Origin of the sequence: Acidovorax soli (assembly GCF_014207955.1) — a bacterium.
Classification (GTDB): Bacteria; Pseudomonadota; Gammaproteobacteria; order Burkholderiales; family Burkholderiaceae_C; genus Acidovorax; species Acidovorax soli_A.
On sequence record NZ_JACHLK010000018.1, the window covers coordinates 93770 to 118850 of the forward strand.

The 25081-nt window shown below is 69.4% G+C and carries 21 protein-coding genes and 1 pseudogene; 9 read left to right on the forward strand and 13 right to left on the reverse strand.

From position 1 onward, the window contains the following. The first annotated feature begins 26 nt into the window (after positions 1–26). Both HNP48_RS30190 and HNP48_RS30195 read left to right on the forward strand, forming a co-directional pair. Positions 27–1955, forward strand: a complete 1929-nt coding sequence (locus tag HNP48_RS30190; protein ID WP_221480404.1) for a 7TM diverse intracellular signaling domain-containing protein — start codon at positions 27–29, stop codon at positions 1953–1955. 211 nt (positions 1956–2166) lie between these two features. Then, entirely contained in the window at positions 2167–2532 is a 366-nt protein-coding gene (locus HNP48_RS30195; RefSeq protein ID WP_184864320.1) for a DUF1801 domain-containing protein, read from the forward strand. Positions 2533–2535: 3 nt separating this feature from the next. On the opposite strand, the gene HNP48_RS30200 is transcribed toward HNP48_RS30195, so the two are convergent. Further along, positions 2536–3579 carry a kelch repeat-containing protein gene (locus HNP48_RS30200; protein ID WP_184864322.1) on the reverse strand — a complete coding sequence of 348 codons (1044 nt, stop codon included), beginning with the start codon at positions 3577–3579 and terminating at the stop codon, positions 2536–2538. Positions 3580–3679: 100 nt separating this feature from the next. Here HNP48_RS30200 and HNP48_RS30205 point away from each other — a divergent pair, with 100 nt between their 5' ends. Next, the gene (locus HNP48_RS30205) at positions 3680–4588 is read left to right on the forward strand and encodes a LysR family transcriptional regulator (RefSeq protein WP_184864324.1); all 909 of its coding nucleotides are present in this window, start codon (positions 3680–3682) and stop codon (positions 4586–4588) included. 72 nt (positions 4589–4660) lie between these two features. On the opposite strand, the gene HNP48_RS30210 is transcribed toward HNP48_RS30205, so the two are convergent. The 6 genes from HNP48_RS30210 to HNP48_RS30235 form a co-directional block, all read right to left on the reverse strand. Beyond that, positions 4661–6223 carry a malonyl-CoA synthase gene (locus HNP48_RS30210; protein ID WP_184864327.1) on the reverse strand — a complete coding sequence of 521 codons (1563 nt, stop codon included), beginning with the start codon at positions 6221–6223 and terminating at the stop codon, positions 4661–4663. A 40-nt stretch (positions 6224–6263) separates the two neighbouring features. Next, a complete protein-coding gene (locus HNP48_RS30215) occupies positions 6264–7082 on the reverse strand; it encodes an enoyl-CoA hydratase/isomerase family protein (protein ID WP_221480405.1) in 819 nt (272 codons plus the stop codon). Between the two features lie 161 nt (positions 7083–7243). Continuing rightward, positions 7244–8239, reverse strand: coding sequence for a tripartite tricarboxylate transporter substrate binding protein (locus tag HNP48_RS30220; RefSeq protein ID WP_184864331.1), 996 nt, complete (start codon positions 8237–8239; stop codon positions 7244–7246). Between the two features lie 166 nt (positions 8240–8405). Next, positions 8406–9899: a malonyl-CoA decarboxylase gene (locus tag HNP48_RS30225; RefSeq protein WP_184864365.1), complete on the reverse strand. Its 1494-nt coding sequence runs from the start codon at positions 9897–9899 to the stop codon at positions 8406–8408. A gap of 2 nt (positions 9900–9901) precedes the next feature. Next, positions 9902–10570: a GntR family transcriptional regulator gene (locus HNP48_RS30230; protein WP_184864333.1), complete on the reverse strand. Its 669-nt coding sequence runs from the start codon at positions 10568–10570 to the stop codon at positions 9902–9904. 392 nt (positions 10571–10962) lie between these two features. After that, entirely contained in the window at positions 10963–11292 is a 330-nt protein-coding gene (locus tag HNP48_RS30235) for a hypothetical protein (protein WP_221480406.1), read from the reverse strand. A 255-nt stretch (positions 11293–11547) separates the two neighbouring features. On the opposite strand from HNP48_RS30235, the gene HNP48_RS30240 reads away from it, so the two are divergent. Together HNP48_RS30240 and HNP48_RS30245 are read left to right on the forward strand one after the other, a co-directional pair. Further along, positions 11548–12225, forward strand: coding sequence for a response regulator transcription factor (locus tag HNP48_RS30240; RefSeq protein WP_184864337.1), 678 nt, complete (start codon positions 11548–11550; stop codon positions 12223–12225). Next, the gene (locus HNP48_RS30245) at positions 12222–13724 is read left to right on the forward strand and encodes an ATP-binding protein (RefSeq protein ID WP_184864339.1); all 1503 of its coding nucleotides are present in this window, start codon (positions 12222–12224) and stop codon (positions 13722–13724) included. Before HNP48_RS30240 ends, HNP48_RS30245 begins: the two co-directional genes overlap by 4 nt. On the opposite strand, the pseudogene HNP48_RS30250 reads toward HNP48_RS30245, so the two are convergent. The 3 genes and pseudogenes from HNP48_RS30250 to HNP48_RS30260 all read right to left on the reverse strand — a co-directional run. Further along, positions 13715–13888 (reverse strand): annotated as a pseudogene (locus HNP48_RS30250) (AraC family ligand binding domain-containing protein); the annotation flags it as partial. The gene HNP48_RS30245 and the pseudogene HNP48_RS30250 sit on opposite strands and share 10 nt — an antisense overlap. Before the next feature lie 207 nt (positions 13889–14095). Further along, on the reverse strand, positions 14096–14281 hold the full coding sequence (locus HNP48_RS30255; protein ID WP_184864341.1) for a hypothetical protein: 186 nt from the start codon (positions 14279–14281) through the stop codon (positions 14096–14098). Between the two features lie 45 nt (positions 14282–14326). Next, the gene (locus HNP48_RS30260; RefSeq protein ID WP_184864343.1) at positions 14327–15220 is read right to left on the reverse strand and encodes a helix-turn-helix transcriptional regulator; all 894 of its coding nucleotides are present in this window, start codon (positions 15218–15220) and stop codon (positions 14327–14329) included. A gap of 104 nt (positions 15221–15324) precedes the next feature. Between HNP48_RS30260 and HNP48_RS30265 the strand changes: the two genes are divergently transcribed. From HNP48_RS30265 to HNP48_RS30275, 3 genes are all read left to right on the forward strand, one after another. Next, positions 15325–16209 (forward strand): SDR family oxidoreductase, encoded by an 885-nt coding sequence (locus HNP48_RS30265; protein ID WP_184864345.1) that lies wholly within the window; start codon positions 15325–15327, stop codon positions 16207–16209. Positions 16210–16279: 70 nt separating this feature from the next. After that, on the forward strand, positions 16280–17128 hold the full coding sequence (locus HNP48_RS30270; RefSeq protein ID WP_184864346.1) for an alpha/beta hydrolase: 849 nt from the start codon (positions 16280–16282) through the stop codon (positions 17126–17128). 10 nt (positions 17129–17138) lie between these two features. Continuing rightward, the gene (locus HNP48_RS30275; RefSeq protein ID WP_184864348.1) at positions 17139–17696 is read left to right on the forward strand and encodes a GNAT family N-acetyltransferase; all 558 of its coding nucleotides are present in this window, start codon (positions 17139–17141) and stop codon (positions 17694–17696) included. Here HNP48_RS30275 and HNP48_RS30280 read toward each other — a convergent pair. From HNP48_RS30280 to HNP48_RS30290, 3 genes are read right to left on the reverse strand one after another with little or no spacing between them, the layout of a single operon-like run. Then, positions 17623–19056, reverse strand: coding sequence for an efflux transporter outer membrane subunit (locus tag HNP48_RS30280; protein WP_260420433.1), 1434 nt, complete (start codon positions 19054–19056; stop codon positions 17623–17625). The genes HNP48_RS30275 and HNP48_RS30280 overlap by 74 nt on opposite strands. Positions 19057–19064: 8 nt before the next feature. Further along, on the reverse strand, positions 19065–22208 hold the full coding sequence (locus HNP48_RS30285) for an efflux RND transporter permease subunit (protein ID WP_184864352.1): 3144 nt from the start codon (positions 22206–22208) through the stop codon (positions 19065–19067). A 59-nt stretch (positions 22209–22267) separates the two neighbouring features. Continuing rightward, the gene (locus HNP48_RS30290) at positions 22268–23458 is read right to left on the reverse strand and encodes an efflux RND transporter periplasmic adaptor subunit (protein ID WP_311773874.1); all 1191 of its coding nucleotides are present in this window, start codon (positions 23456–23458) and stop codon (positions 22268–22270) included. A 218-nt stretch (positions 23459–23676) separates the two neighbouring features. Here HNP48_RS30290 and HNP48_RS30295 point away from each other — a divergent pair, with 218 nt between their 5' ends. Then, positions 23677–24258, forward strand: a complete 582-nt coding sequence (locus HNP48_RS30295; protein ID WP_184864354.1) for a TetR/AcrR family transcriptional regulator — start codon at positions 23677–23679, stop codon at positions 24256–24258. Positions 24259–25081 lie beyond the last annotated feature (823 nt).

The window sequence follows — 25081 nt, forward strand, 5'->3', positions numbered from 1 at the left end:
AGGGCTTGCGGCCCTGGATGCTGGCCGTGGCACTGGTGCTCTGGCTGGCCCTGTGGCTGCTGCTCGCCGTGGCTCCGGCACAGGCCCACGCGGAGCAGCGCCATCTGCGCATCGGAGAATCGGTACTGTTCCAGCAGCCTGGGGCGGGATGGGAGGCTCCGGCCACGGTACCGCGCGACGATCTGGACGTCACGGCTGGCGAATCCGTCGCACTGCCGCACGCACGGCCGCGCTCGATCGCAGAGCCTGGCGAGTCGCTCGCGGCCCAGCCGCAGGTGGTGTGGTACCGGCTGCCCGTGCCGGACGCCCTGCAGGCACCGGGCGGCACCGCACTGGCCCTGTACCTGCCACGCTGGCAGACCATCGGCAACGTCGCCGTGTATGTGGACGGCCGCCTGGTCCACGGCACGGGTGAACAGGGCGGCAGCCGGGTCTGGAACAGCTTCAACCGGCCGCTGTGGGTACAGCTGCCAGCCATGGCGCCCGACACGCCCGGCCCCCGCGAGGTGCTGCTGCGCATGGCGAGCCAGCCCGGGGTCGGCGGGGCCCTGTCGGCGGCCTGGATGGGCCCGGTTCCCGAACTGCTCCCCTCCTACCGGCTGCGCACCTGGATGCAGGTGGACCTGCTGGCCATTGTCTCCGCGGTGTACCTGGCCCTCGGGCTGATGGCGCTGGCCGTCTGGTGCGTGCGCCGGCACGACACACCCTACCTGCTGTTCTTTGCCGCCTCACTGGCGCATGGCCTGCGCACCGTGCATTTCACGCTGGGCGACCTGCCGCTGCTGCTGCCCGAGGCCTGGTTCGGCTGGCTCACGCTGAATGCGCTGGGCTGGTCCATGGTCTTCATCTACCTGTTCATCCTGCGCATCCATGGCCAGCGCCGGCCCCGACTGGAACGCGGCATGGCCGTACTGCAGTCGCTCACCTCGGTCGCCACCCTGCCCCTGCCGTGGTTGCTGCAGGTCGATGCCATGCTCCCCCTGGCCACGGCAGTGGCACTGCTCATGCTGGCCGTCGCCGTGGTCTCTGGCAGCCGCGTGGCCTGGAGCGCAGGCACGCTGGAAGGCCGGCTGCTGGCCGTGTGGATGCTGCTGTTCATCCCCACCGGCGTGCACGATCTGCTGCTGCAGAACTATGTACTGGACATGGGCCACGCCTATCTGGCCCCCTACACCTCCATCGGCGCGCTGGCCACCTTCCTGGCCATCGGCTACCGCAAGTACGTCGGGGCCATCCGCGCCGTGGAAGTGGCCAACGCCGAGCTGGAGCGCCGCCTGTCGCAGCGCGAGGCCGAACTGGCCGCCAGCTACCAGCAGCTGAGCGCGCTGGAGCGCCAGCAGACGCTGGACGCCGAGCGCCGCCGCCTGATGCAGGAGATGCACGACGGCATCGGCTCCTCGCTGCTCAGCGCCCTGCGCATGGCGCAGGAGAGCCAGCTCACCGAGGCCGACATGGCGCGCGTGCTCACCGAGTGCATCGAAGACCTCAAGCTCTCCATCGACTCGCTCGAGCATGCCGATACCGACCTGCTGGGCCTGCTGGCGGCCCTGCGCTTTCGCCTGGGGCCACGCCTGCAGGCCGCCGGGCTGGCACTGCACTGGCGCGTGGAGGACGTGCCGCCCCTGCCCTGGCTGGACCCGCAGAGCGCGCTGCACATCCTGCGCATCCTGCAGGAGGTGCTGACCAACATCGTCAAGCACAGCGGCGCGCGCACCATCGAGATCGCCACGGGCACGCAGGCCGGCTTCGTGGTGGTCTGGGTGCGCGACGATGGCACGCCCTATGCCGGCCCCGCGCCGCAGGGGCAGCCGTCCGAACGCAGCCTGGGCAAGGGCCTGGCCAACGTGCGCAGCCGGGCACTGGCCATCGGTGCCGAATACTCCTGGCAGGCCGCCAGCGGCCCGCAGGGCAACACCTTCGGGCTGAGCCTGCCGCTCAGGGCGCCGGTGCGGTAGCCTGCTGCACCGGAGAAATCGGCTGTGCACAAGGGCCTGCTGCGCGACAGTTCGGCGAAGGACGCCTGGACCTGGTGGCCCCATCGGGCCTGGCGTCGCTCCTGGAGCAAGCGCTGACGGGCCGGACCAGGACAGGCTGCTGACAAAAACCGTCCGCCACCCATGGCACGATGCACGCACCGACCCACCCACCGCCACCTGTCGAAACACCATGACGCCAGCCACCACGGACCGCGTTGCCCAATTGCTCGAAGACCTGCGCGCCCACGATGCAGACCGCTACGCCCTGGTCCAGGCCCTGCGCGAGGCCGTGCTGGGGCTGGATGCTGCCATCACCGACGAGGTGAAATACGGCGGCATCCTGTTCGCCGCCTCCCAACCCTTCTGCGGCATCTTTTCATACACCCGGCATGTCTCGCTGGAGTTCAGCGAAGGCGCGGCCCTGCCCGACCCGCATGGCGTGCTGGAGGGCCAGGGCAAGGGGCGGCGCCATATCAAGCTGACGGCGGTGCAGGACATCGCGGCCAGGCATGTGGCCGAGTACCTGAAGCTCGCGCTGCAACGCGCTGTGGGCTGAAGCTCAGGGCTTGCTGCCGGCGTCCACCACCAGCACCTCGTGCACGGCCGTGGCCGCATTGCCGCCCGTGCGCAGGCCTCCGCCGAACACATGGATGCGGTTGCCCAGGGTGGACGCACCCAGGCCGTGGCGCGGCGTGGGCAGCGGCGGCAGGGCCGACCAGCGGTCGGTGGCGGGGTCGTAGACCCAGCTGCCGGCAAACACCTTTTGCTCGGGCACCCACTGCTCGCCGCCAAACACGTAGAGTTTTCCATCGGCCACCGTGGCGGCCAGGCCGCCCTGGGCCTGGGGCATGGGCGCGCGCGTGGCCCAGGTGTCGGTGGCGGGGTCGTAGACCTCCAGCGTGGGCACGTTGACCTGGCGCGCCGTGCCGTCGGCGTTCTTGCCATACTGGCGCCCGCCCACCACATAGACCTTGCCGCCGATGACGCCGAAGGCCGCACTGTTGCGCGCCGTGGGCGCGGGTGCGCGTGCTGACCACTGGGCGCGCAAGGGGTCGAACACCTCGTTGAGGGTGCTGTCCACATGCTCGTCGAAATGGCTGGCCGCAGGCGTGGCGCGCACGCGCCCGCCAATGAGGTAGAGCTTGCCGTCCACCGCGGCGGCAATGCCCTCGGCACGCGGCGTAGCCAGGTCGGTGCCGGGGCGCCAAGCATTGCGCACGGGGTCGTAGATGAACATGGTGGGCTGCGCCTGCCAGACCGGGAAGCCGCCCGTGAAGCCCCCCACACCATAGAGCTGGCCGCCGATGGCCGTGAGCGTCATGTGGTGGCGCGCCTGCGGCAGCGTGGCCAGGCGCGTCCAGGCGTCAGTGGCCGGGTCGTAGGCCTCGAAGTGGGCCGAGTAGCCCGTGTTGGGACTGAGCAGGCCGCCGGCCACATAGATCTTGCCGTTCAGCACCTCGGGGTACAGCTCCTGGCGCGCCACACCGGCCGGGGCGGCCGTGGTCCAGGTGGCAGAGGGTGCGCCCTGGCTCCATGCCGGAGGCACCAGTGTGATCAAGCCGGCAAGGGCAGCCAAGCGGGCTGTGCGCAGGAAAGTTGGCATGGTTAGGGCTCCTGATGGGTCGTTGCCGCCGACTGTAAAAGCGCCCACTATCAAGCGATAGCCCCATAATCATTCACAAACAATGAACCCCGGCTACGCAATGGACCGCATCCCCCTGGCCGACCTCGAAGTCTTTGCCGCCGTGGCCCGGCATGGCAGCTTTCGCCGCGCGGCGCTGGAGCGGGGCGTGACGCCCTCGCTGCTGAGCCAGAACCTGCGCCGGCTGGAGGCGCAACTGGGCGTGGTGCTGCTCAAGCGCACCACGCGCAGCGTGGCACCCAGCGATGCGGGCAAGGAGCTGTTTGCCCAACTGGAACCCGCCCTGGCGCAGATCGCCGACGCGGTGGACCGGCTCAACCGCTACCGCGACATGCCCTTTGGCACCCTGCGGCTCAATGCGCCCGGGCCGATAGCGCACTTTGTGCTGGCACCGCTGGTGGCGCGCTTTCAGCAGGCCTACCCGGACATCGGCGTGGACATCAGTGCCGACGCGGCCCTGACCGACATCGTCAAGGGCGGCTTCGATGCTGGCGTGCGCTTTGCGGACGATCTGGCGCAGGACGCGGTGGCCGTGCCCATTGGCCCGCCGCAGCGCTATGCAGTGGTGGGCTCGCCCGCGTACTTCGCTGAACACGGGCGGCCCGCCACGCCGCACGACCTGGCCACGCACCGCTGCATACGGCGGCGCTTTCCGGGCGGCACGCTGTTCACCTGGCACTTTGCGCGCGATGGCGAGGCCGCCAGCGTGGTGCCGCGCGGCCCGCTCACGGTGAACGATGCGCACATTGCCTTGAACGCCGCGCTGCACGGCGCGGGCCTGGCCTATGTGCACGAAAGCTATGTGCTGGCCGACGTGGCCGCCGGCCGGCTGGAGCGCGTGCTGGCCGACTGGGCACCCGGGCTGGGCGTGCCCTACCTCTACTACCCGCAGCAGCGCTATGTGCCCGTGCCGCTGCGCAGCTTCATCGACTTTGCGCGGCAGCATCCCATGGAACTGGCGACGCCCTGACCGAGCGCCGATTCCCCAACGAAGAAAGGGCCCGCAGGCCCTTTTCGATCATCCGAGGCGGCAGCTTGGCCGTCAGGCAAACAAGCCCTTGTGCTGATCGCGCAGCAGGTTCTTCTGCACCTTGCCCATGGTGTTGCGCGGCAGCTCATCGGCCACGAAGCAGCGCTTGGGAATCTTGAAATTGGCCAGCTGCGACTTGAGCGATGCCACGATGGCCTCGCCATCAAGTTTCGCACCGGGCTTGGCGATGACCACGGCCACGCCCACTTCGCCGAAGTCCGGGTGGGGCACGCCGACCAGGGCGCTCTCGGCCACACCGGGCATGTCGTTGATGTAGCCCTCGATCTCGGCCGGGTAGACGTTGTAGCCGCCGCTGATGATCAGGTCCTTGCTGCGGCCCACGATGCTCACGTAGTCGCGCTCATCGACCTTGCCCACGTCGCCGGTCTTGAACCAGCCGTCCGCAGTGAATTCCTCGGCCGTCTTCTCGGGCATGCGCCAGTAGCCTTTGAACACGTTGGGGCCCTGCACCTGGATGTTGCCGATCTCGCCCACGGGCAGGGCCTTGCCCGCATCGTCCACCACGCGCAGGCCCACACCCGGCAGGGGGAAGCCCACGGTGGCGCCGCGCCGCTCGGTCTGGCCGGCGTGGCGCGCATCGGCCGCGTAGGGGTTGGAGGTGAGCATGATGGTCTCGCTCATGCCATAGCGCTCCAGGATGGTGTGGCCGGTGCGTTGCTGCCAGGCATTGAAGGTCTCGATCAGCAGCGGCGCGGAGCCTGCGACGAAGAGGCGCATGTTCTTCGCCGCCTCCTTGTTCAGGCCAGCCTCGGCCAGCAGGCGCACGTACAGTGTGGGCACGCCCATGAAGACCGTGGCGCGCGGCATGGCGGCGAGCACGGCCTTGGGGTCGAACTTGGAAAACCAGATCATCTTGCTGCCATTGATCAGCGCGCCATGGATGGCCACGAACAGGCCGTGCACGTGGAAGATGGGCAGCGCATGGATCAGCACATCACCGCTCTTCCAGCCCCAGTAGTCCTTGAGCACTTCGGCGTTGGACTGCAGGTTGCCATGCGTGAGCATCGCGCCCTTGCTGCGCCCCGTGGTGCCGCTGGTGTAGAGGATGGCGGCCAGGTCGTCGGCTTGGCGCTGCACGGGCGTGTGCTCGTCGCCATGGTGCGCGGCGCGCTCGAGCAGGCTGCCCGTGCGGTCGTCGCCCAGGGTGAACACATGCTGCGTGCCCTGCGTGAAAGCAATCTTGCTCACCCAGCCGAAGTTGCCGGGCGTGCAGACCACCACGGCGGGTTCGGCATTGCCGATGAAGTACTCGATCTCGGCGCTCTGGTAGGCCGTGTTGAGCGGCAGGAACACATAGCCCGCGCGCAGCGTGGCCAGGTACAGCAGCATCGCCTCGACCGATTTCTCGACCTGCACGGCCACGCGGCTGCCCTCGGGCAGCTTGAGCGAGGCGAGCAGGTTGGCCATGCGGGCGCTGGCGCGGTCCAGGTCGCTCCAGCTGTAGAGCAGCGGCCGCCCGTCGGCGCTGGTGGTCTCCACGGCCGTGCTGGCGAGGTCTGCGGGGAAGGCAGCGCGCAGCGCGCTGAACAGGTTGTGCTGGGTGGTGGAACTCATGGTGCGGTCATCCGGGTAGGCAACAGGACGGGGTTATTCATCAGAACGCCGGTGGGCGTTTTTCGAGAAAGGCGGTGATGCCCTCGCGGTGCTCGGCGCTGTCCGCGTAGGCATAGGGGTCGGGTGGCGTGTGGTCGGCAGGCGGTGCGCTCTTGAGCGCGCGCAGCGTCTGCTTGTTCAGGCGCGCGGCACCGGGCGCCAGCGCGGCAATGCGGCAGGCGCTGGCCAGGGCCTCGGCACGGGCATCCCCGGCCACCACGCGGCTCAGAAAGCCGCGCGCGAACATCTCGTCGGCACTGAAAGTGGCGGCTTCGAGCAGCATCTGGCGCGCGGTGACCTCGCCCACGGCGCCGGCCACCAACTGCGCCTCGCGCGGCGCCATGGGAAAGCCCAGGCGCGCGATGGGCGCGCCAAAGCGCGCTCCCGCATGGGCCACACGCACATCGCAGCAGCTGGCGATCTCCACGCCCGCGCCCATGCAGGCGCCGGCGATGTGGGCGACGATGGGCACGTCGCAGTCCAGCATGGCCGACAGCCCACCCCAGACATCACCCTCGTGGAATTCGCGCAGCGCCGCCGCATCGAAGCGAAAGCCCGGGTACTCCGAGATGTCGCCGCCCGCGCAGAACGCCGGCCCGTCGCCCTCGATCAGTACGCAGCGCGCCCCGTGGCTGCGCTGGATGTCCTTGAACACCGCGCGCAGCTGCTGCCACATGGCGCGCGACATGGCGTTGAGCCGGCCGGTATGGCGCAGCGTGACCTGCACCACGCCGGCCTCGCCGGCCGGGCCGGGCGCGCTCGCCACGACCACTTCGGCCCTGGTTGCTGATGTCCCTGCGGACACTGCTGCTGCCTGCATATCGCCTTTCTTCTTACTTGTTCATTGCTCGAAACTGGCGCGGCCAAAGCCAGCGCCCCCGTGCAAGGGCCGCCCCGCCGCACTGGGGGCGTCCCCCTCCCGAATCGCGCAGCGAGTCGAGAGAGGGGGAAGGCGCGAAGCGACTCAGGGGGTGTTTCATTTCAGTCGAGCTTGGCGCCCGAGGCTTTCACCACAGCCGCCCAGCGCTTGACCTCGCTGCTCACCATGGCGCCGAACTGCTGCGGGGTCAGGGAGCCGTACTCGGCGCCGTTGCTGGCCCAGATGGTCTTGATCTCGTCGGCCGTGCCGATGCGCTTGACCTCTTCGACAATGCGCGCCTGGATGTCGGCCGGCGTGCCCTTGGGCGCCCACAGGCCGTACCAGGTGGTCACGGTGTACTCGGGCAGGCCCACCTCGGCGGCGCAGGGCACGTCGGGGAAGGCCGGGTTGCGCTTGGTGCCGGCCACCATCAGCGCCTTGATGCGGCCACCCTTGATGTGCGCGGCCGACGAGCCCAGGCCGTCGAACATCATGTCCACGTTGCCCGCGATCAGATCCTGCAGCGCCGGGCCCGCACCGCGGTAGGGAATATGGGTGATGAAGGTCTTGGTCTGCTGCTTGAACAGCTCGCCCGCCAGGTGGTGCGAGGTGCCGGCACCGGCCGAGCCGTAGTTGAGCTTGGCGGGGTTGCGCTTGACGTGTTCGAGGAACTGCTGGTAGTTGGCCACCGGCACGGCCTTGGGGTTGACCACCAGCACCTGGGGCACATTGGCCATCAGGGCCAGGGGGATGAAATCCTTCTCGATGTCGTAGTCGAGCTTGGGGTACATCGATGGCGCGATGGCATGGTGCACCGCGCCCATGAACAAGGTGTAGCCATCGGGCGCGCCCTTGGCCGCAAAGCTCGCGCCTACGGTGCCGCCGGCGCCGCCCCGGTTGTCGATGACCAGGGTCTTGCCCGTGGTCTTGGAGAACTGCGCCGACATGGGGCGGGCAAAGGCGTCGGTGCCCCCGCCTGCGGGGAACGGCACCACCAGCGTCACCGGCTTGCTGGGCCACGCCGAGGCCTGGGCCCAGCTGCTGCCACAGGCCAGAGCGGCGGCCGCAGCAGCGGCACCGCGCAGCACGTCGCGGCGCTGCAGGTCGTTGTCTTTCATCCTTGTCTCCTGTCTTCTAAAAATAAAAATGAAAATGCCAACACACAAGAGGCGCATGGTAGCGCCGGCTTACGACACGGGTGTCACCGATGCACACCCTGTCCGTACGGGCTTGCTCCCGGCCCCGGCAGACCGGGGCGCCAGGGCCGGGCCCGGGTTCTTCGGATCAGTTCCGGCAAAGGCTTTCGATGTCCCCGGAGGTGGGGATCTTGCCCTGCGCCAGCAGGCCCCGGTGCTTGTCGATGCGCTTGAGGTCATACAGGTAGTTGACCATCAGCCCGTAGGACTGCTTGAGCCCCTTGGCCGAAGGATCGCCCCCCCAGTTCAGCCGCTCCACACGCGCACCGTTGCCCAGGTGGAAGCGCGCCACCGGGTCCACGGGCTTGCCCTCGGCCAGCTCGCGCGCCAGGTAGTGCGCCGCGCATTCGAGCAGCATTTGCCGCACGGGCGAGCGGGGCTCCAGGTCCAGCGGCTTTTCCAGCGCGGTGAGCAGGTGCGCGGCCTGTGGCGGCTCGAAGCCCACGGCGCGGCCCAGCTCGGCGCGGCGCTTGTCGTCCAGCTTCTCCAGCATGGCACCCGCGTGCTTGCCCAGCCAGCTGCGAAAGCCCGGGATGGGCGAGAGCGTGGCAAAGGTGCGCAGGCGCGGGAACTCCGCATTCAGCGTCTCCACCACATGCTTGATGAGCGAGTCGCCAAAGCTCACGCCGCGCAGCCCGTTCTGGGTGTTGCTGATGGAATAGAAGATCGCCGTGGTGGCCTTGGCCAGATCGGCCGGCGCGGCAGCCTCGTCCAGCAGCGGGGTGATGCTGGCCGAGATGTGGTCCACCAGCGCCACCTCCACGAAGATCAGCGGCTCGTTGGGCAGGCGCGGGTGGAAGAAGCCGTAGCAACGGCGGTCGCTGTCCAGCCGGTTCTTCACATCGGCCCAGCTGCGGATGTCGTGCACCGCCTCGTATTTGATGAGCTTTTCGATCAGCGAGGCCGGTGAATCCCACGACAGGCGGCGCAGCTCCAGGAAGGCCACGTCGAACCAGGTGGAGAACAGGTGCTCCAGCTCCGCATCGAGCGCCAGCAGGCGCTTGTCGGCCTTGAGAAGGGGCAGCAATTCGGCCCGCATGTCCACCAGAAAGCGCATGCCCTCGGGGAACACCGCAAAACGCTGCAGCAGGCGCGTGCGCGGCGACACCAGGGCGCGGCGCAGGCTGATCTCGGCCTGGCCTTCCTCGGCCGTGCCGGCCGCGGCCTCGTAGCGCTGGCGCGCCGACTTGAAGCGCGTGGCATCGGGTGCGAACTGCTCGCACAGCAGCAGCCACATGTCGCGCCGCTCCTCGGGCTCGGCCGCGGCGTACCACTGGGCCACGCCCTGGGCGCGGCGCCCGCCCTCGATCTCGCTGACCTGCGGGGCCACCACTTCCTGCAGGTCGGCCAGCAGGCGGCGCAGGGCGCGCGGCGACAGCGCTTCCTGCCCACGGCGCAGCGTGGCCGCCAGGCGCTCGTTGGTGGAGCGCGGCGCGGCCACCTTGGCCACCACATCGGTCACGTTGGCCTTGTCGGCCGCCGCTCGCGCGGGCTTGTCTCCCGGGGCTTTGTTGTCGCTGGCCGGGGCAGCGGAGCGCAGGCGCGAGACACTGCGGGCGATCCATTCGGGGGCGGTGTTCATGTTCATCGTGTCAACCTCGATTGCTGGGTGCGGGCTACGTCGCGCAGGGCCTCTCGCTGGCGCAGCAGATGGGTGCGCATGGCCTCCTCGGCGGCATCGCAGTCCTGGGCCTTCAGGGCGGCAAACACCGCCAGGTGCTCGGCCAGGCTCTGCTGCAGGCGCCCGGGCGCGTGCAGCTGCTGCAGGCGGGCCAGGCGCAGGATCTTGCGCAGGTCGCCAATCACCTGGGCCAGCCAGCGGTTGTCGGCCAGGGTGATGAAGGCCTCGTGGATGGCGTGGTTGGCTTCGTAGTATTCGGTGATGCGCCCGGCCGCCGCGTGGGCCTGCAGGCGCTGGTGCAGCACCTCCAGCGCGGCCACATCGGCGGCGCTGGCATGGCGCGTGGCCTCGTGCGCGGCCCGGCCTTCGAGCAGCGCGATCACGGGGAAGATCTCGTCCAGGTCGCGCGCCGTGACCTCGGCCACGAAGCAGCCGCGCCGCGGCTCATGGCGCAGCAGGCCCTCGGCCACCAGCACCTTGAGCGCCTCGCGCAGCGGCGTGCGCGAAATCGCGAGCCGCTCGCACAGCGCCACCTCGTCGAGGAAGCTGCCCGGCGCGAGCTTGCCGGCAAAGATCTCCTCCCGCAGCCGCGAGGCGACTTCGTCGTGCAGGGAATTGGATACCAGGCGCATGTTCAGGCGAACTCCAGGCGATCAGCGGCCGCGCCCTGCCCCAGGGAACCGGCTTTTGCCGCCAACGTGCCACCAAATGACGGCAAACGCTGGCTTTGCTCTCGCGTGGGTGTAATTTCTCATAATTATGGAAAATGACAAGAGGGAAAGCGTGATTTTTCGTAAGACGGGGCGGATTTGCTGGGGATGAGGCGGGGGAGCAACAGTTGGCAGGGCCAGGCCGGGCACGCTCGCGAGCGGCAAAAAAACGCGTGAACGGCCACGACACCCCTGCCCTGCAAGCCGCACCGGCACAAGGCACCACCAGGCACCTGCTGCCGCAGCCCTGCCACCGCCGCAGTCCACGGGCTGGGCCTTGTGCCTTTGCAGCTTCTGGCCCCACCCCGGAGCACTCAGCGCTCGATCACATCGTTGTTGTTGCCATGGCGCGTGACCGGCGGCTTGTGCCCCTTGGGCACATAGACCGTGTTGCCGCTGCCATCGAGCTCGATGCGCTCCACGGTGGCGGTCTCCAGCACGAAGATGCGGTTGTTGACACCCGCCACGATGATGCGCCCGACGGTGTTGCCGGCGGACACCGTGACGTCGTTGCGGGCACCGGTCACCTCCAGGTCGTAGCGGCCGGTCTTGTTGATGGTCTTGTCCATGCTGATACCGTCCACCGTGACGACATGCCCCTCATCGGAGCTTCCGCCGCAGGCCGACAGGAGGGAAATGAACAAGGCGCATGCCAGGTGGCGTGGCGGGAAAAGGGCGATGGCGTTTTGCAGATTCATGCGGACAACCCGGAAGTGAAGGAGAAAAGAAAGGAAGCCCGCAGTGTGCAAAGCGCTGCATGAAGCCCCCATGAAGCCAGCGCCACCTTCGCGCCGCGAAGATGAAGCTCCGATGAACACCCCCGCCGCCCCACCCGCAATCTGCGCAAGCGGCTCCTAGAATCGCCGCAGCCCCTCTACCCCCCACCGTACCGACACCGCATGGCCAGCATCCTCCTCGTGGAAGACGACCTCCCCCTGGGCAATTCACTGCAGCGCGTGCTCACCGTGGCGGGCCACCATGTGGTGTGGCTGCGCAGCAGTGCCGATGCGCGCCGCTTCCTGCAGGAGCAGCACTTTGCCCTGCTGCTGCTGGACATCGGCCTGCCCGGCGAGACCGGGCTGGAGCTGCTGGCCTGGTGGCGCGAACAGGGGCAGGCCACGCCGGTGATGCTGCTGACCGCGCGCGACAGCGTGGGCGAGCGCGTGCAGGGCCTGGACGCCGGGGCCGATGACTACCTAGGCAAGCCCTTCGCGATCGAGGAGCTGCTGTCGCGCGTGCGTGCGCTTCTGCGGCGCCACAGCGGGCAGGCCAGCAGCGTCTGGCAGATCGGGCCGCTGTCCATCCACACCGCGCGGCGCAGGGTGCAGTTGCATGGGCAGGACGTGCACCTGTCCGCCCGCGAGTACGACATCCTGCGCGCCCTGGCGGAAGACCCCGGCCGCGTGCTCACACGTGCCCAGATCGAGGCCAGCTCCAGCCCGGCCGACACGCTGGACAGCAACGCCACCGACGTGCACGTCTACAAACTGCGGCGCAAGCTGGGCAACCACCTGATCGGCACGGTGCGCGGCGTCGGCTATGTGCTGGAAGCCCCCGCCACGGACACGGCGCCATGACGCACGCGACCACCCTCCAAGCGCCCGCAGCAGCCCCGGTGCCCGGCGGCGCCCACCCGCCCTCGCTGATCCGCCGCCTGATCGCCTGGCAGGCCCTGGCCCTGGTGGTGGCCTGGCTGGCCCTGGCCTCGGTGATGACCTGGGTGGCGCTGGAACGCAGCCCCGAAGACATCGACCTGCGGCTCCAGGAAACCTCGCGCATCCTGGCCGAGGCGGCCAGCGGCCCGCCAGCGGGCCTGCCCGCACGCATGCAGGCCACCCAGGAAGCCCTGGTGCGCATCACGGGCCGCGACCTGCTGGGTGCGGCCGGACTCACCCACTACCGGGTGCTCGGCCCGCAGGGCCAGGTGCTGTACCAGAGTGGCGGCAGCGACAGCAACGACGAGGTGCCCTGGCCTGCACCCGCAGCGGCCACCGCAATGGCCGATGGTGCGGCACCGCCGGCCGGCAACCCGCCCTGGCATCTGCACACCCAGCCGTCCAGCGACGCGAGCGTGGTGGTGCAGGTGGCCGAGCCCGGCACGCTGCGCCTGGGCGCGCTGCTGCCCATCCTGTGGCTGGTGCTCAAGAGCCAGCTGGGTGTTTTCCTGTGGCATGCGCTGGTCGTGTGGATCACCGTGCGCAGCGGGCTGGCCCCGCTGCGCCAGCTGGCCGAGCGCATCTCGCGCCGCCGCGCGGGCGATCTGGCACCGGTGCAGGTGGACCGGCTCTATGCCGAAACCGCACCCGTGATCCACGAGCTCAACGCCCTGCTGGCCCACGAGGCCCAGCGCCTGGAGGCGGAGCGCCGCTTTCTGGCCGATGCCGCACACGAGCTGCGCACCCCCCTGGCCGCCGTCAATGCCCAGGCGCACCAGTTGCTGACCGAGCCCGACCCCGCCGCGCGCGGCCAGGCCGCCCGCGCGCTGCAGCAGGGCATTGCACGGGCCTCGCACCTGCTCACGCAGTTGCTGACCCTGGCCCGTGCCGATGCTGCCGCCGCGCCCAGTGCCCCGGCAGTCCACGAGCTCCTGGACGTGGCCGACCTCCTGCGCACCCGTGTCGCGCTGCTGGTGCCCCTGGCGCGTGCACAACGCATCGAGCTGGCCTTGAACGCCCCCGAGCACCTGGAAGCCCGGCTTGACCGCGAAGGCCTGTGCTCCATCGTCGACAACCTGGTGGACAACGCCATCCGCTACGGTGCGTCCGGCGGCCATGTGGAAGTGAGCCTGGGCCTGCTGGCAGATGGCGGCGCCGGTGCGGCCCAGGGCGAGCAACTGGTGCTGCAGGTGCAGGACGATGGCCGGGGCATTGCCCCCGAGCACCGTGCGCAGGTCTGGGAGCGCTTCTACCGCATCCCCGGCACCAGCGAGGCCGGCACCGGCCTGGGCCTGGCCATCGTGCACCGCGTGGTGCAGCGCATGGGCGGCAGCCTGGGCTTTGGCGAAGGCCTGGGCGGGCGCGGCGTGGGCCTGCGCTGCCTGTTGCCCCGGCACGCGGGGCAGGCCCCTCAATCCTGAGGGTTGCGCCGCGCCACCCAGTAGGTCGCCCCCTGCGCGCCATAGCGCTCCGCATGCGGCTCATTGCGGTCCAGCGTGAAGGCGTCACCCGGCAGCAGGTGCCGTTCGCGGCCCGCGCAGGTGAGCCACATCTCGCCCTGCACGACGATGGCGCTCACGCCGAAGTCGTGCCGATGCTAGAGCCTGTCTATGGCCTTTTCGGGGCCGCGTTGGGGCGCAATCGGGATGAGTGGATGCCTCGGATGCGCCGCATGGGCTCGTGCCCATGCAAGCAGCCGAGGCGTCCAATCGCCCGATTTCACCCCAACCCTTCGGGCAAGTGCCTTGCCGGGCGGTCTGCGGCGTTGCTGCGCTTGTTGATAGCTGAGCTATCAACTGCGCACCGCGCCTTGCACCCCATCCCGGCAAGGCACTTGCGCGGTCCTGAAAAGGCCATAGACAGGCTCACCCTCTTGCCCGGGCGCCCACTCGCGCACCAGCACTTCGTCGAAGCCTTCGGCCAAGGACCGGGCCTGGAACTGGTCGAAGCTGGCGTGAGCAACTGGAGGGGTGGTCATCTGGCGGGTCTCCTGCAGGACTGGCGGGGTGACAAGCAACGGGGGCTATGCCGGCGCGGACTGGCGCGAACGCTTCGCGGCAGGTGCTGCTGCCAGCGCCTTGGCGCCCTCGCCCGCCGCGATCAACGCCTTCACGCGCGCCAGGTCGCGCGGCGTGGCCGGGGTGTAGACCACCATGCCCAGGTCGGGCCGGCCATCGACGGCAAAGGCCGAGTACTCCAGATCGATGGGGCCGGCCACCGGGTGCACCACATGCTTGGGGTGCTCGCCGTAGGCACTCTGCACATCGTTGCCGCGCCACAGGGCGCGGAACTCGGGGTCGAGCTGGCACAGCTCGTCCACCATGGGCTGCACGCGCGCGGCGGCGCCAGCGCGTGCCACATCGGCGCGGAAGGCGCCGACGATGAAGCGCGAGTCGCGCTCCCAGTTGGGCATCTTGCGGCGCAGCGCCATGCTGCCAAAGACCACGCGCAGGATGTTGCGCTGCCCTGCAGGCAAGGCGCCGTAGTCGGTGAGCACACGGGTGGAGGCATGGTTCCAGGCCACCACGTCCCAGGTCGAGGTCCGCACATAGGCCGGGCTGGTTTCGAGCGAATCGAGCACGCGCTGCAGCCGCGGCGTCACGCCTTCGGCGTCCTGAAAGCGCACCTCGGGCGGTCGGCCCAGGGCCAGCAGGAAGAGGTATTCGCGCTCGGCATCGGTCAGCATCAGCGCGCGCGCGATGCGCGCCAGCACCTCGGCCGACGGCGCCCCGCCCCGGCCCTGCTCCAGCCAGGTGTACCAGGTGGCGCTGACGTGGGCGCGCTGGGCCACCTCTTCGCGGCGCAGGCCGGGCGTGCGCCGGCGCACCAGCGGAAAGCCGAGCGCCGCCGGGTCCATGCGCGTGCGGCGGTCGCGCAGGTAGTCACCCAGCGGGTTGTCCTTGGTGCCATCGGCCATGGGAGCGATTCCTGTTACTTCTTATACCTGTATAAGAACACTACTTTACCTGGATAGAGAGGATACCGACACTGCCCCCTTCCTTCCACCCCAGGGGTTCTTCCATGCGTGTATTTGTGACCGGTGCGACCGGTTTTGTCGGTACGGCCATCACCCGCGAACTGATCGATGCGGGCCACACGGTGCTGGGCCTGGCCCGCTCGGACGAAGCGGCCGAGCGCCTGGCCGCGGTCGGCGCCGAAGTGCACCGCGGCGCCATCGACGACCTCGCCAGCCTGCGCCGCGGCATCGCCCACGCCGATGGCGTGGTCCACACGGCGTTCAACCACGACTTCTCGACCTATGCGGCCAACTGCGAGGCCGACCGGCAGGTCATCGCCACGATGGGCGCGGAGCTGGCAGGCAGTGACCGCCCGCTGCTCGTCACCACCGGCATGACCCTGCTGGGCACCGGTGGCGTAGGCACCGAAGAGCACGCGCCCGTGCCCAGCAGCGCCGGCGTGCCGCGCAGCGCCTCCGAAGAGGCCGCCGCCGATCTGGCGCAGCAGGGCGTGCATGCCTGCGTGGTGCGCCTGCCGCAGGTGCACGACCCCTTCAAGCAGGGGCTCATCACCTACCTGATCGCACTGGCGCGCGAAAAGGGCGTGGTGGCCTATGTGGACGAAGGCAGCAACCGCTGGCCCGCCGTGCATGTGCTCGACGCGGCCTGCCTGTACCGGCTGGTGCTGGAGCAAGGTGTGCGCGGCGCCCGCTACCACGCGGTGGGCGAAGAGGGCGTGGCGCTCAAGGCGGTGGCCGAGTCCATTGGCAGGGGCCTGCAACTGCCCGTGGTCTCGGTGCCAGCCAGCGAGGCGGGGCAGCACTTTGGCTGGCTGGCGCGCTTTGCCGGCATGGACAGCCCGGCATCCAGCGCGCTCACGCAGCAGCGCCTGGGTTGGCGGCCGGTGGAAACCACCTTGATCGCCGACCTGGACCGGGCCCGGTTCTGAGCGCCTGGGCACGCCCCAGCGCAAGGCGGCGGTCCTCCCTACAATGGGCCGCACAGGAGGAGTCCCACGCATGAAGCTGCCCCAGCCAACGCCACGCCCCATTGTTTCCCTTCCACGCCGCACCGCCCTGCTGGCGGCTGCCGCCGCCACGGCGCTGGCAGCCTGCGGCGGTGGCGGTTCGTCCAGCGACGAGCCGCCCGCCGAGTCCGTGGGCCAGGTCATCAACTCGTCGCTGCGGTCCGAGGCGACGGGTGGCTCCTACGCCATCCGCGTCTACCTTCCTGCGTCGTACGCCACGGGCACGGCCCCATTGCCCACCATCTACGTGACCGAAGGCGATGCCCTGTACGGCAGCAGCGGCCTGGCCCCCACGCGCTTCGACACCTTCAAGCAGGTGATGCAGCGCCGGGGCACGCAGGCCATCCTGGTGGGCATCGGCGGCACGGCCCAGCGCGGCACGGACTTCCTGCTGCCCGGCGCAGCGGTCTACCTGAACTTCATCACCCGGGAGCTGGCGCCCGCCATCGAGCGCCAGTACCGCGCCGACCCCAAGCGCCGCGCGCTCTCGGGCCTGTCGCATGGCGGCTATTTCGTGGTGGCGGCCCTGGTGATCGAGGGCATGGCCGGCGCCTTGAGCTTCTCGCACTACCTGTCCACCGAATCCAGCTACGGCGGTCACAGCAATCCGACGGCCTTCCTGGCATACGAAAAGCAGCTCGACGGCAAGCCTCTGAACGCCACGCTGTTCCTCACCGGCGCCGTCAATGGAAACATGGTGCCCGTCGTCAACCCTCTGCATGCCCAGATGGCCGCACAGAGCAACCCTGGGCTGACGCTGCTCAAGGCCGAGTACAACGCCACCCACGTCGGCGCAGACGTGCCGGCCTTCGAGGACGCGCTGGCGCGCTTTTTCCCATGACGCAGGCGGGATGAACCGCACGGCCCGCCCTGCCGCGCAGATCGCACTCGCCACCAGCGCAAGCGCCGCGCTCGTGGACCTGCTCTGCGAACTGAACGCCTACTACGCCGATGCCGGCGTGGCCACGGCACCGCGCGACGCAGTGCAAACTCACCTGCGCGACCATCTGCTTGCGCCTGGCTCATCCGTACACCTGGTGGTTGCTAGCGATGGGGAGGGAACGGCCCTGGGCTTTGCCGCCGCCGTGCTCCTGCATTCGCTGGTGGACCCCAGCCCCGAGCACCGGCGCCAGTGCCTGCTCAAGGAGCTGTTCGTGAGCGCCCATGCCCGTGGCCAGGGCATTGGCCGCCAGCTCGTGGCCTGGGTTGCCCGGTACGCAGCCGATGGGGGCTGCGGCCGCATGGACTGGAACGTGAAGGCGTCCAACCATGCGGGCATTGCCTTCTACGAAGGCCTGGGTGCGGTGCGCGTGGCCGACCGGCTGAGCTACCGGCTCACGCGCGAGGCGCTGGACCGGCTGGCCGCTCTCCCTGCGGTTCCACCGACCAGCCCCCGCCCAGCGCCCTGAACAGCGTGGCCAGCGCCATCTGCCGCTGGGTGCTGGTCTCGATGTACGCCTGCTGGCTGGCATAGGCCGAGCGCTGCGCCTCCAGGTAGCGCAGGTGGCTGTCCACCCCGCCGCGGTAGCGTGCCTCGGCCAGGCGCAGCGCCTCCTGGCTGCTCTGCACCAGGGCCAGGCGTGCGGCCTCCTCGCGCCGCAGCGTGTCGGTGGCGGCCAGCGCATCCGCCACCTCGCGGAAGGCGGTCTGCACCGTGCCCTCGTAGCGTGCCACGGCGGCGTCCTTGCGCACCTGGGCCAGTTCCAGCCCGGCCTGGTTGCGCCCGCCATCGAAGATGGGCAGGCTCAGTTGCGGCGCAAACGACCAGGCCCCCTGCCCCGCACGGAACAGGCCGGACAGCTCGGCACTGGAGCTGCCCAGCAGCCCGGTGAGCGTGATGCGTGGGAAGAACGCGGCCCGCGCCGCGCCGATGTCGGCATGGCGTGCGCGCAACTGCTGCTCGGCCGCCACGATGTCGGGCCGGCGCGCCAGCAGGTCCGACGGTGCGCCGGCCGCGATGTCCTGCACCAGCAGGGGCGTGCCATCGCTGGCCGCCGAAAGGCCCAGCGCGGGCGCATCGCTGCCCACGAGCAGGCGCAGCGCATTGGTGGCCTGGTGCAGCTCGCGCTGGGTGCGCTCCACCTCGGCCCGGGCCTGCTCGGCCAGGCCCAGGGCCTCCTGGTGGTCGAGCGCCGTCGCAGCACCGCCAGCGCGGCGCTGGGCCGTCAGCTGCAGCGACTGCTCGCGCGCCTGCAGGGTCTGCTGTGCCAGCTGCAGCCGGCGCAGCGCGCCATCGCGCTGCAGGCTGGTCTCGATCACCTGCCCCACCAGGCTGATGCGCGCGGCCTGCGCGCCCGACTCGGTGGCCAGGTAATCCTGCAGTGCCGCCTCGCTCAGGCTGCGCACGCGGCCGAACAGGTCGATCTCGAAGGCCGTGACGCCCAGGCCCACCTGGTAGCTGCCCTGGGTGGTGGCACGGCCGCTGCCCGACAGGTCGGCCGGCGTGCGCTGGCGCGTGCCATTGCCCTGCAGCCCCAGGCTGGGTACGCGATCCGCGCGCTGGATCTGGTACTGCGCGCGCACGGCCTCCACGTTGAGCAGGGTCTGGCGCAGGTCGCGGTTGTCCCGCAGCGCCTGCGCCACCAGGGCGCGCAGGCGCTCGTCGGTCACAAAGTCCTGCCACTGCAGCGGCGCTGCCGGGGCCGGTTCGGCCTGGGTGGCAGGCCAGGCGGCCGGCACGGGGGCCTCGGGCCGCTGGTACCCGGGCGTCAGCGAGGCGCAGCCGGCCAGCAGCAGCGCCAGGCCCAGGGCGGAAAGGGTGCGTGTCATTCGGTGGTTCATTTCACGGCAATCGGTTCGGAGGTGGCGGCTGAAGCACTGGCTACCTTGCGGCGCGCAAACAGCGACAGCACCCAGACAAAGAAGATGGGCACGAAGACCACGCCCAGCACCGTGGCGCTGAGCATGCCGCCGATGACGCCCGTGCCCAGCGAGCGCTGGCTGGCCGCGCCCGCCCCGGAGGCCAGCACCAGCGGCACCACGCCCAAAATGAAGGCCAGCGAGGTCATCACGATGGGCCGCAGCCGCAGGCGTGCGGCCTGCACGGCAGCCTCGACCAGCGACAGCCCCTGTTCGTGCAGGCTCTTGGCAAATTCCACGATCAGGATGGCGTTCTTCGCCGCCAGGCCGATGATGGTGATCAGCCCCACCTTGAAGTACACGTCGTTGGACATGCCGGTCACCGTGACGGCCAGCACCGCCCCCAGCGCGCCGATGGGCACGATGAGCATCACCGCCATGGGCACGGCCCAGCTCTCGTACAAGGCCACCAGCAGCAAAAACACCGCCAGGATGGCCAGCGCGAACAGGAAGGGCGCCTGCCCACCGGCCGCGCGCTCCTGCAGCGACAGGCCGGTCCACTCGTAGCCGATGCCCTGGGGCAGCCCGGCCACGATGCGTTCGAGCTCGGCCATGGCCTCGCCCGTGCTGTGGCCCGGCGCCGCATCACCGCTGATCTTGAAGGCCGGGTAGCCGTTGTAGCGCGACAGCTGCACCGGCCCGGTCTCCCAGTGCGCAGTGATGAAGGAACTGAGCGGCACCTGCACGCCCGTCTTGCTGGGCACATGCAGCGCCAGAATGCCCTCGGGCGTCATGCGCTCCTTGATGTCGGCCTGCACGATCACGCGCTGCAGGCGCCCGGCGTTGGCGAAGTCGTTCACCATGGCCGAGCCGTAGGCGGTGGAGATGGCCGTATTGACCACATCGAAACCCACGCCCAGCGCCTCGGCCTTGGCGCGGTCCACGTCCAGGCGCAGTTGGGGTGCGTCCTGCAGGCCTTCCATCATGGCGTAGGCGATCAGCGGCGAGGTGTTGGCCTGCTGCAGCAGCTGGTCGCGCGCCTGGCTCAGCACCGCGCGCCCCACGCCGCCGCGGTCCTGCAGGCGCAGCGCGAAGCCGCCCGCATTGCCCAGGCCTTCGATGGGCGGCGGCGTCACGGCCATCACCGTGCCGTCCTTGCTGCCGGCAAAGCGCTCGTTGAGCGCCGCGGCCTCAGCCGCGGGCGACTGGGCCGCGCTGCGCTCGGACCAGTCCTTGAGGTTGGGGAAACCCAGCGCCGCATTCTGGCCCGAGCCCGAGAAGCTGAAGCCCAGCACCGAGAAGGCCGAGGCCATGCCCTCGCGCGACATCAGGTACGAATCCACTTCGCTGACCAGCTTCTCGGTGCGCGCGTAGGTCGCGCCCGGAGGCAGCTGCATGTCCACGATCAGGTAGCCCTGGTCCTCGGTGGGCACGAAGGACTCGGGCACGCGCACATACAGAAAGCCCAGCACCGCGAAGATCGCCAGGTACACCAGCATGAAGCGGCCGGTGCGGCGCAGCAGGCGGTGGTTGAGCACGTCAAAGCGCTCGGTGAGCCGGCCAAAGCCGCGGTTGAACGCGCCGAAGAAGCCCTTCTTCTCCTCATGGTGGCCCTGGGGGATGGGCTTGAGCAGGGTGGCGCACAGCGCTGGCGTGAGCGTGAGCGCGAGAAAACCCGAGAACAGGATGGACACCGCCAACGCCAGCGAGAACTGCCGGTAGATCACCCCGACCGAGCCCCCCATGAAGGCCAGCGGCAGGAACACGGCCGTGAGCACCAGCGTGATGCCGACGATGGCGCCGCTGACCTCGCCCATGGCCTTGATGGTGGCCTCGCGCGGCGGCAGGCCTTCGGTGGCCATGATGCGCTCGACGTTCTCCACCACCACGATGGCGTCGTCCACCAGGATGCCGATGGCCAGCACCATGCCGAACATGGTCATCATGTTGACGGAAAAGCCCAGCCCGTACATCACCGCGAAGGTACCCATCAGGCACACCGGCACCACGATGGAAGGGATCAGCGTGTAGCGGAAGTTCTGCAGGAACAAAAACATCACCAGGAACACCAGCACCATGGCTTCGAGCAGGGTGTGGATGACCTTCTCGATGGCCACCTTGACGAAGGTCGAGGTGTCGTAGGCGATGGAATATTCCATGTCCGCGGGCAGCGCGACCGACAGCTCGGCCAGGCGCGCCTTCACGGCGTTGGCCGTCTGGATGGCATTGCCGCCGGGCGTGAGCTGCACGGCCGCGGCCACGGCCTTGCGGCCGTCCTGGCGGCTTTCGACGCTGTAGTCCTGGCGCCCGATCTCCAGCCGCGCCACGTCGGCCAGGCGCACAGACGAGCCATCGGCGTTGGCGCGCAGCACGATGCGGCCGAACTCCTCGGGCGATTCGAGCATGCCCTTGACGGCCAGCGTGGCCGTGAGCTCCTGCTCCACCGTGCCGGGCCGCCCGCCGAAGCTGCCGGCCGGCACCTGCACGTTCTGCGCGGCAATGGCGGTGTTCACGTCGGCCACCGACAGGCCGTAGCCCAAGAGCTTCTTGGGGTCGAGCCAGACGCGCATGGCCGCCTCGGAACCGAAGAACTGCAGCTTGCCCACGCCGGGCAGGCGCCGGATCTCGTTGTTGATGTGGCGCACCGCGTAGTCGGCCAGGCCGACCACGTCGCGGTCCGCCGCATCGCCCTTATAGGTCAGCGAGTAGATGAGCAGAAAGCCCGAGTTGGCCTGCTCCACCTGCAGCCCCTGCTGCGTGACGGCGGCGGGCAGGCGCGACTCGGCCTTCTTGAGGCGGTTCTGCACGTCCACCTGGGCCAGCGCCGGGTCGGTACCGGGCTGGAAGGTGACCGAGATCTCGCCGGTGCCGCTGGAGCTCGACGATTCGAAGTACAGCAGCCCCTTGGCGCCATTGAGCTCCTCTTCGAGGATGCTGGTGACCGACTCCACCACCGTGGTGGCCGAGGCCCCCGGGTAGGTGGCGTAGACGGAGATCTGCGGCGGCGCGACGTCCGGGAACTGCGAGACCGGCAGCGAAGGGATCGCCAGCAGGCCCGCCAGCGTGATGAAGATGGCCACGACCCAGGCAAGCTTGGGCCGGCCGATGAAGAATTTCGACATGGTGGTTTACGGGCCCCGGTGGCGGGGCGCTGAACGGTGTGCGGTGGCGGCGCGGTGGATCACAGCACGGCCTTGTTGGATGCGGGCGCGGGGGCCTGGGCTGCGGGCGCGGGGGGCGCGGCCTCGGCCGCCTGGTCGCCTGCGTTGACGGCCGGGCCGCCGACGATCACCTTGTCCCCGGCCGCCAGGCCCGAGAGGATGTGCCAGTCGGCACCGACCATGGTGCCGGCCTGCACGGGGCGCGCCTGCACCTTGCCGTCGGAGCCGAGCACCATCACCTGCGCGCGCCCTTCGGTGTCGCGCTTCACGGCGCGCTGGGGCACCAGCACGGCGGCTGGGTCCGTGGCCTGGGGGCTGCGCACGCGCACGTACATGCCGGGCAGCAGCAGGGCGTCCTGGTTGGGGAACTCGCCGCGCAACGAGATCTGGCCGCTGCTGCGGTCCACCGTGACGTCGGCAAACACCAGGCGGCCCTCGCGCGTCTGGCGCGCGCCTTCCACGCTGAGCACCAGGGGGGCCGCCTGCGGCTTGCCCGCGGCCTGGGCCTCCCTGGCGCGCACCACGTCGGCCACGGGCTGGGTGAAGTCGGCATAGATGGGGTGCAACTGCTGGATGGTGGCCAGCGCTGTCGCCTCGCCCTGGCCGACCAGGGCCCCTTCGGTCACGGCTGCGCGGCCAATGCGTCCGGCAATGGGCGCCGTGACCCGCGTGTAGCCCAGGTTCAGCTGGGCCGTCTGCACATCGGCCAGGGCCGAGGTGCGTGCGGCCTGCGCGCTCTTGAGCGCGGTCTGGGCCGTGTCCAGGTCCTGCTGGCTCACGGCCTCGACCTTGGCCAGCGGGGTGTAGCGTTTGACCACGGCCTGCGCGTCGCCCACGGCGGCATCGGCCTTGGCCAGTTCGCCCTCGGCCCGTGCCAGTGCCGCCCTGTAGGGCGCCGGGTCGATGCTGAACAGCAACTGGCCGGCCTGGATGTCGGCCCCTTCCTGGAAATGCCGCTTGAGCACGATGCCGGCCACCCGGGCGCGCACCTCGGCCACCCGCGCGGCGGCAATGCGGCCCGGCAGCTCCTGCGTGATCGCCAGCGGCCGGGGCTGAACCACCAGCACCTCGACGGCCGCCGGCCCTGCCGCCTGCGGTGCGCCCCCGGGGGCACCGCCCCCGCCGTTGCCGCATGCGCCCAGCAGCGCTGCGGCAGCCACTGCCGCCAGGGCCCGCAGCCCTCGCGCCCTGCCCATGTTGATCTTGTCCATTGTGTGAGTCCTTGGTCATGCGTGCGGAATCTCCCGCAGCTCGAAAGATGAATCATAAACCCAAATGAATCTTTTTTGATTCATTTTCAACTTTACAAGGTCATTTGAGTTTTTTGATGACAGAATTGACGGAGCATGCACAAAATGGGGCCAAAATTGCGGGCAACGGCCTGTTCAGGTTCACAAGAAGCCCTTGAGGCAAAAAGGCGCCCACGACCATGACCCCCTCTTCCTCTGCCGACGCGAAAGCGGCCGACGACGACCACCGCCTGATGGCCGCGCTGGCCCTGGCCCTGGTGGACAAGCCGCGTGCCACCCTGCAGGAGCTGGCCAAGGCCGTGGGCGTGAGCAAGGCCACGCTGTACCGCTTCTGCAAGACGCGGGATGAGTTGATCGCCCGGCTGATGGCGCACGGCGCGCAGCTGATGCGCCGCGCGCTGGCCGATGCGCGGCTGGACGAGGGCACGCCGCGCGAGGCCCTGCAGCGCGTGATCCAGGGCCAGCTGGTGCACCGCGAGATGGGCGCCTTCCTGATGTACTACTGGAAGCCCGACACGCTGAGCGACGAGCGCTGGGCCGACCAGTGGGACCAGTTCACCAAGGCGCTGGACGCCTTCTTCCTGCGCTGCCAGCGCACGGGCTACTTTCGCATCGACATCAGCGCGGCAGCGCTGACCGAATCATTGATCGCGCTTGTCGTCTGCATGATGGACGCCGAGCGCCTGGGCCGGGTGGCGCGGGGCGGCATGGCGGAGGTGGTGGAGACGATGTTTCTGCATGGGGCAACGGCGCACCCCTGAGGCGGTGCGCGCTCCCGAGATCCGGCTGTTGGTGGTTACTTCTGTTCCTTGCTGGAGGGCGGGAGCCGGGATGTGCGCCCGGCGGCGCACCTACCTTCTTTTGCTTCGTCAAAAGAAGGTAGGCCAAGAAAAGACGACCCCGCTGCCCGCGTCCCCCTCGCCCAGGGGCGAGGGGGCAGCCTGCGATGCTCGGTCCTGGGGTGCACCGTGGAACTCGCTGCGTTCCCCCTGCGGGCGAACTCCGCTCAGACATCCACGGTGAGTCAGACAACGATGCGCGTGTCCTTCGGCACGCGCTCACCCCAGGCCCTGCGCTTCTCGGCACGGTCAGAAGGGGGTGGAAACGGGCTCCACACGGGCCATTGCTTCGCTCGGCCCAGGTTGCCTCGCTGCGCTTGGCCTGAGCAGGACGCTCGCGCCAGTTGCGTCGGCAGCGCGCAGCGCGAACCGACACCCGGCGCAGCTGCCATAGCAGCAGCCGTCCCTGTCCCCGCTCCCCACCCCTTCTGGCTGCGCCGAGAAGCGCAGGGCCTGGGGTGGGTGCGTGTGCCGAAGGACACACGCACTTCGTGGTCTAGCTCGTCGCGGATGTTTGAACGGAGTTTGGCCGCAGGCCAAACGAAGTGAGTTCCGCGACGCCACCCCAGGACCGAGCATCACAGGTTGCCCGTAGCGAAGCGAAGGGACGCAGACAGCGGGGCTGCCTTCTCTTTGGTGACTTTCTCTTGGAGGGTGTAGAAAAAACAAAATACAATCCTGCAGCCTTGATTGAACAGGAACAATGTGATGGCAAGGACAGGCCGACCACCCGTAATTGCGCCGG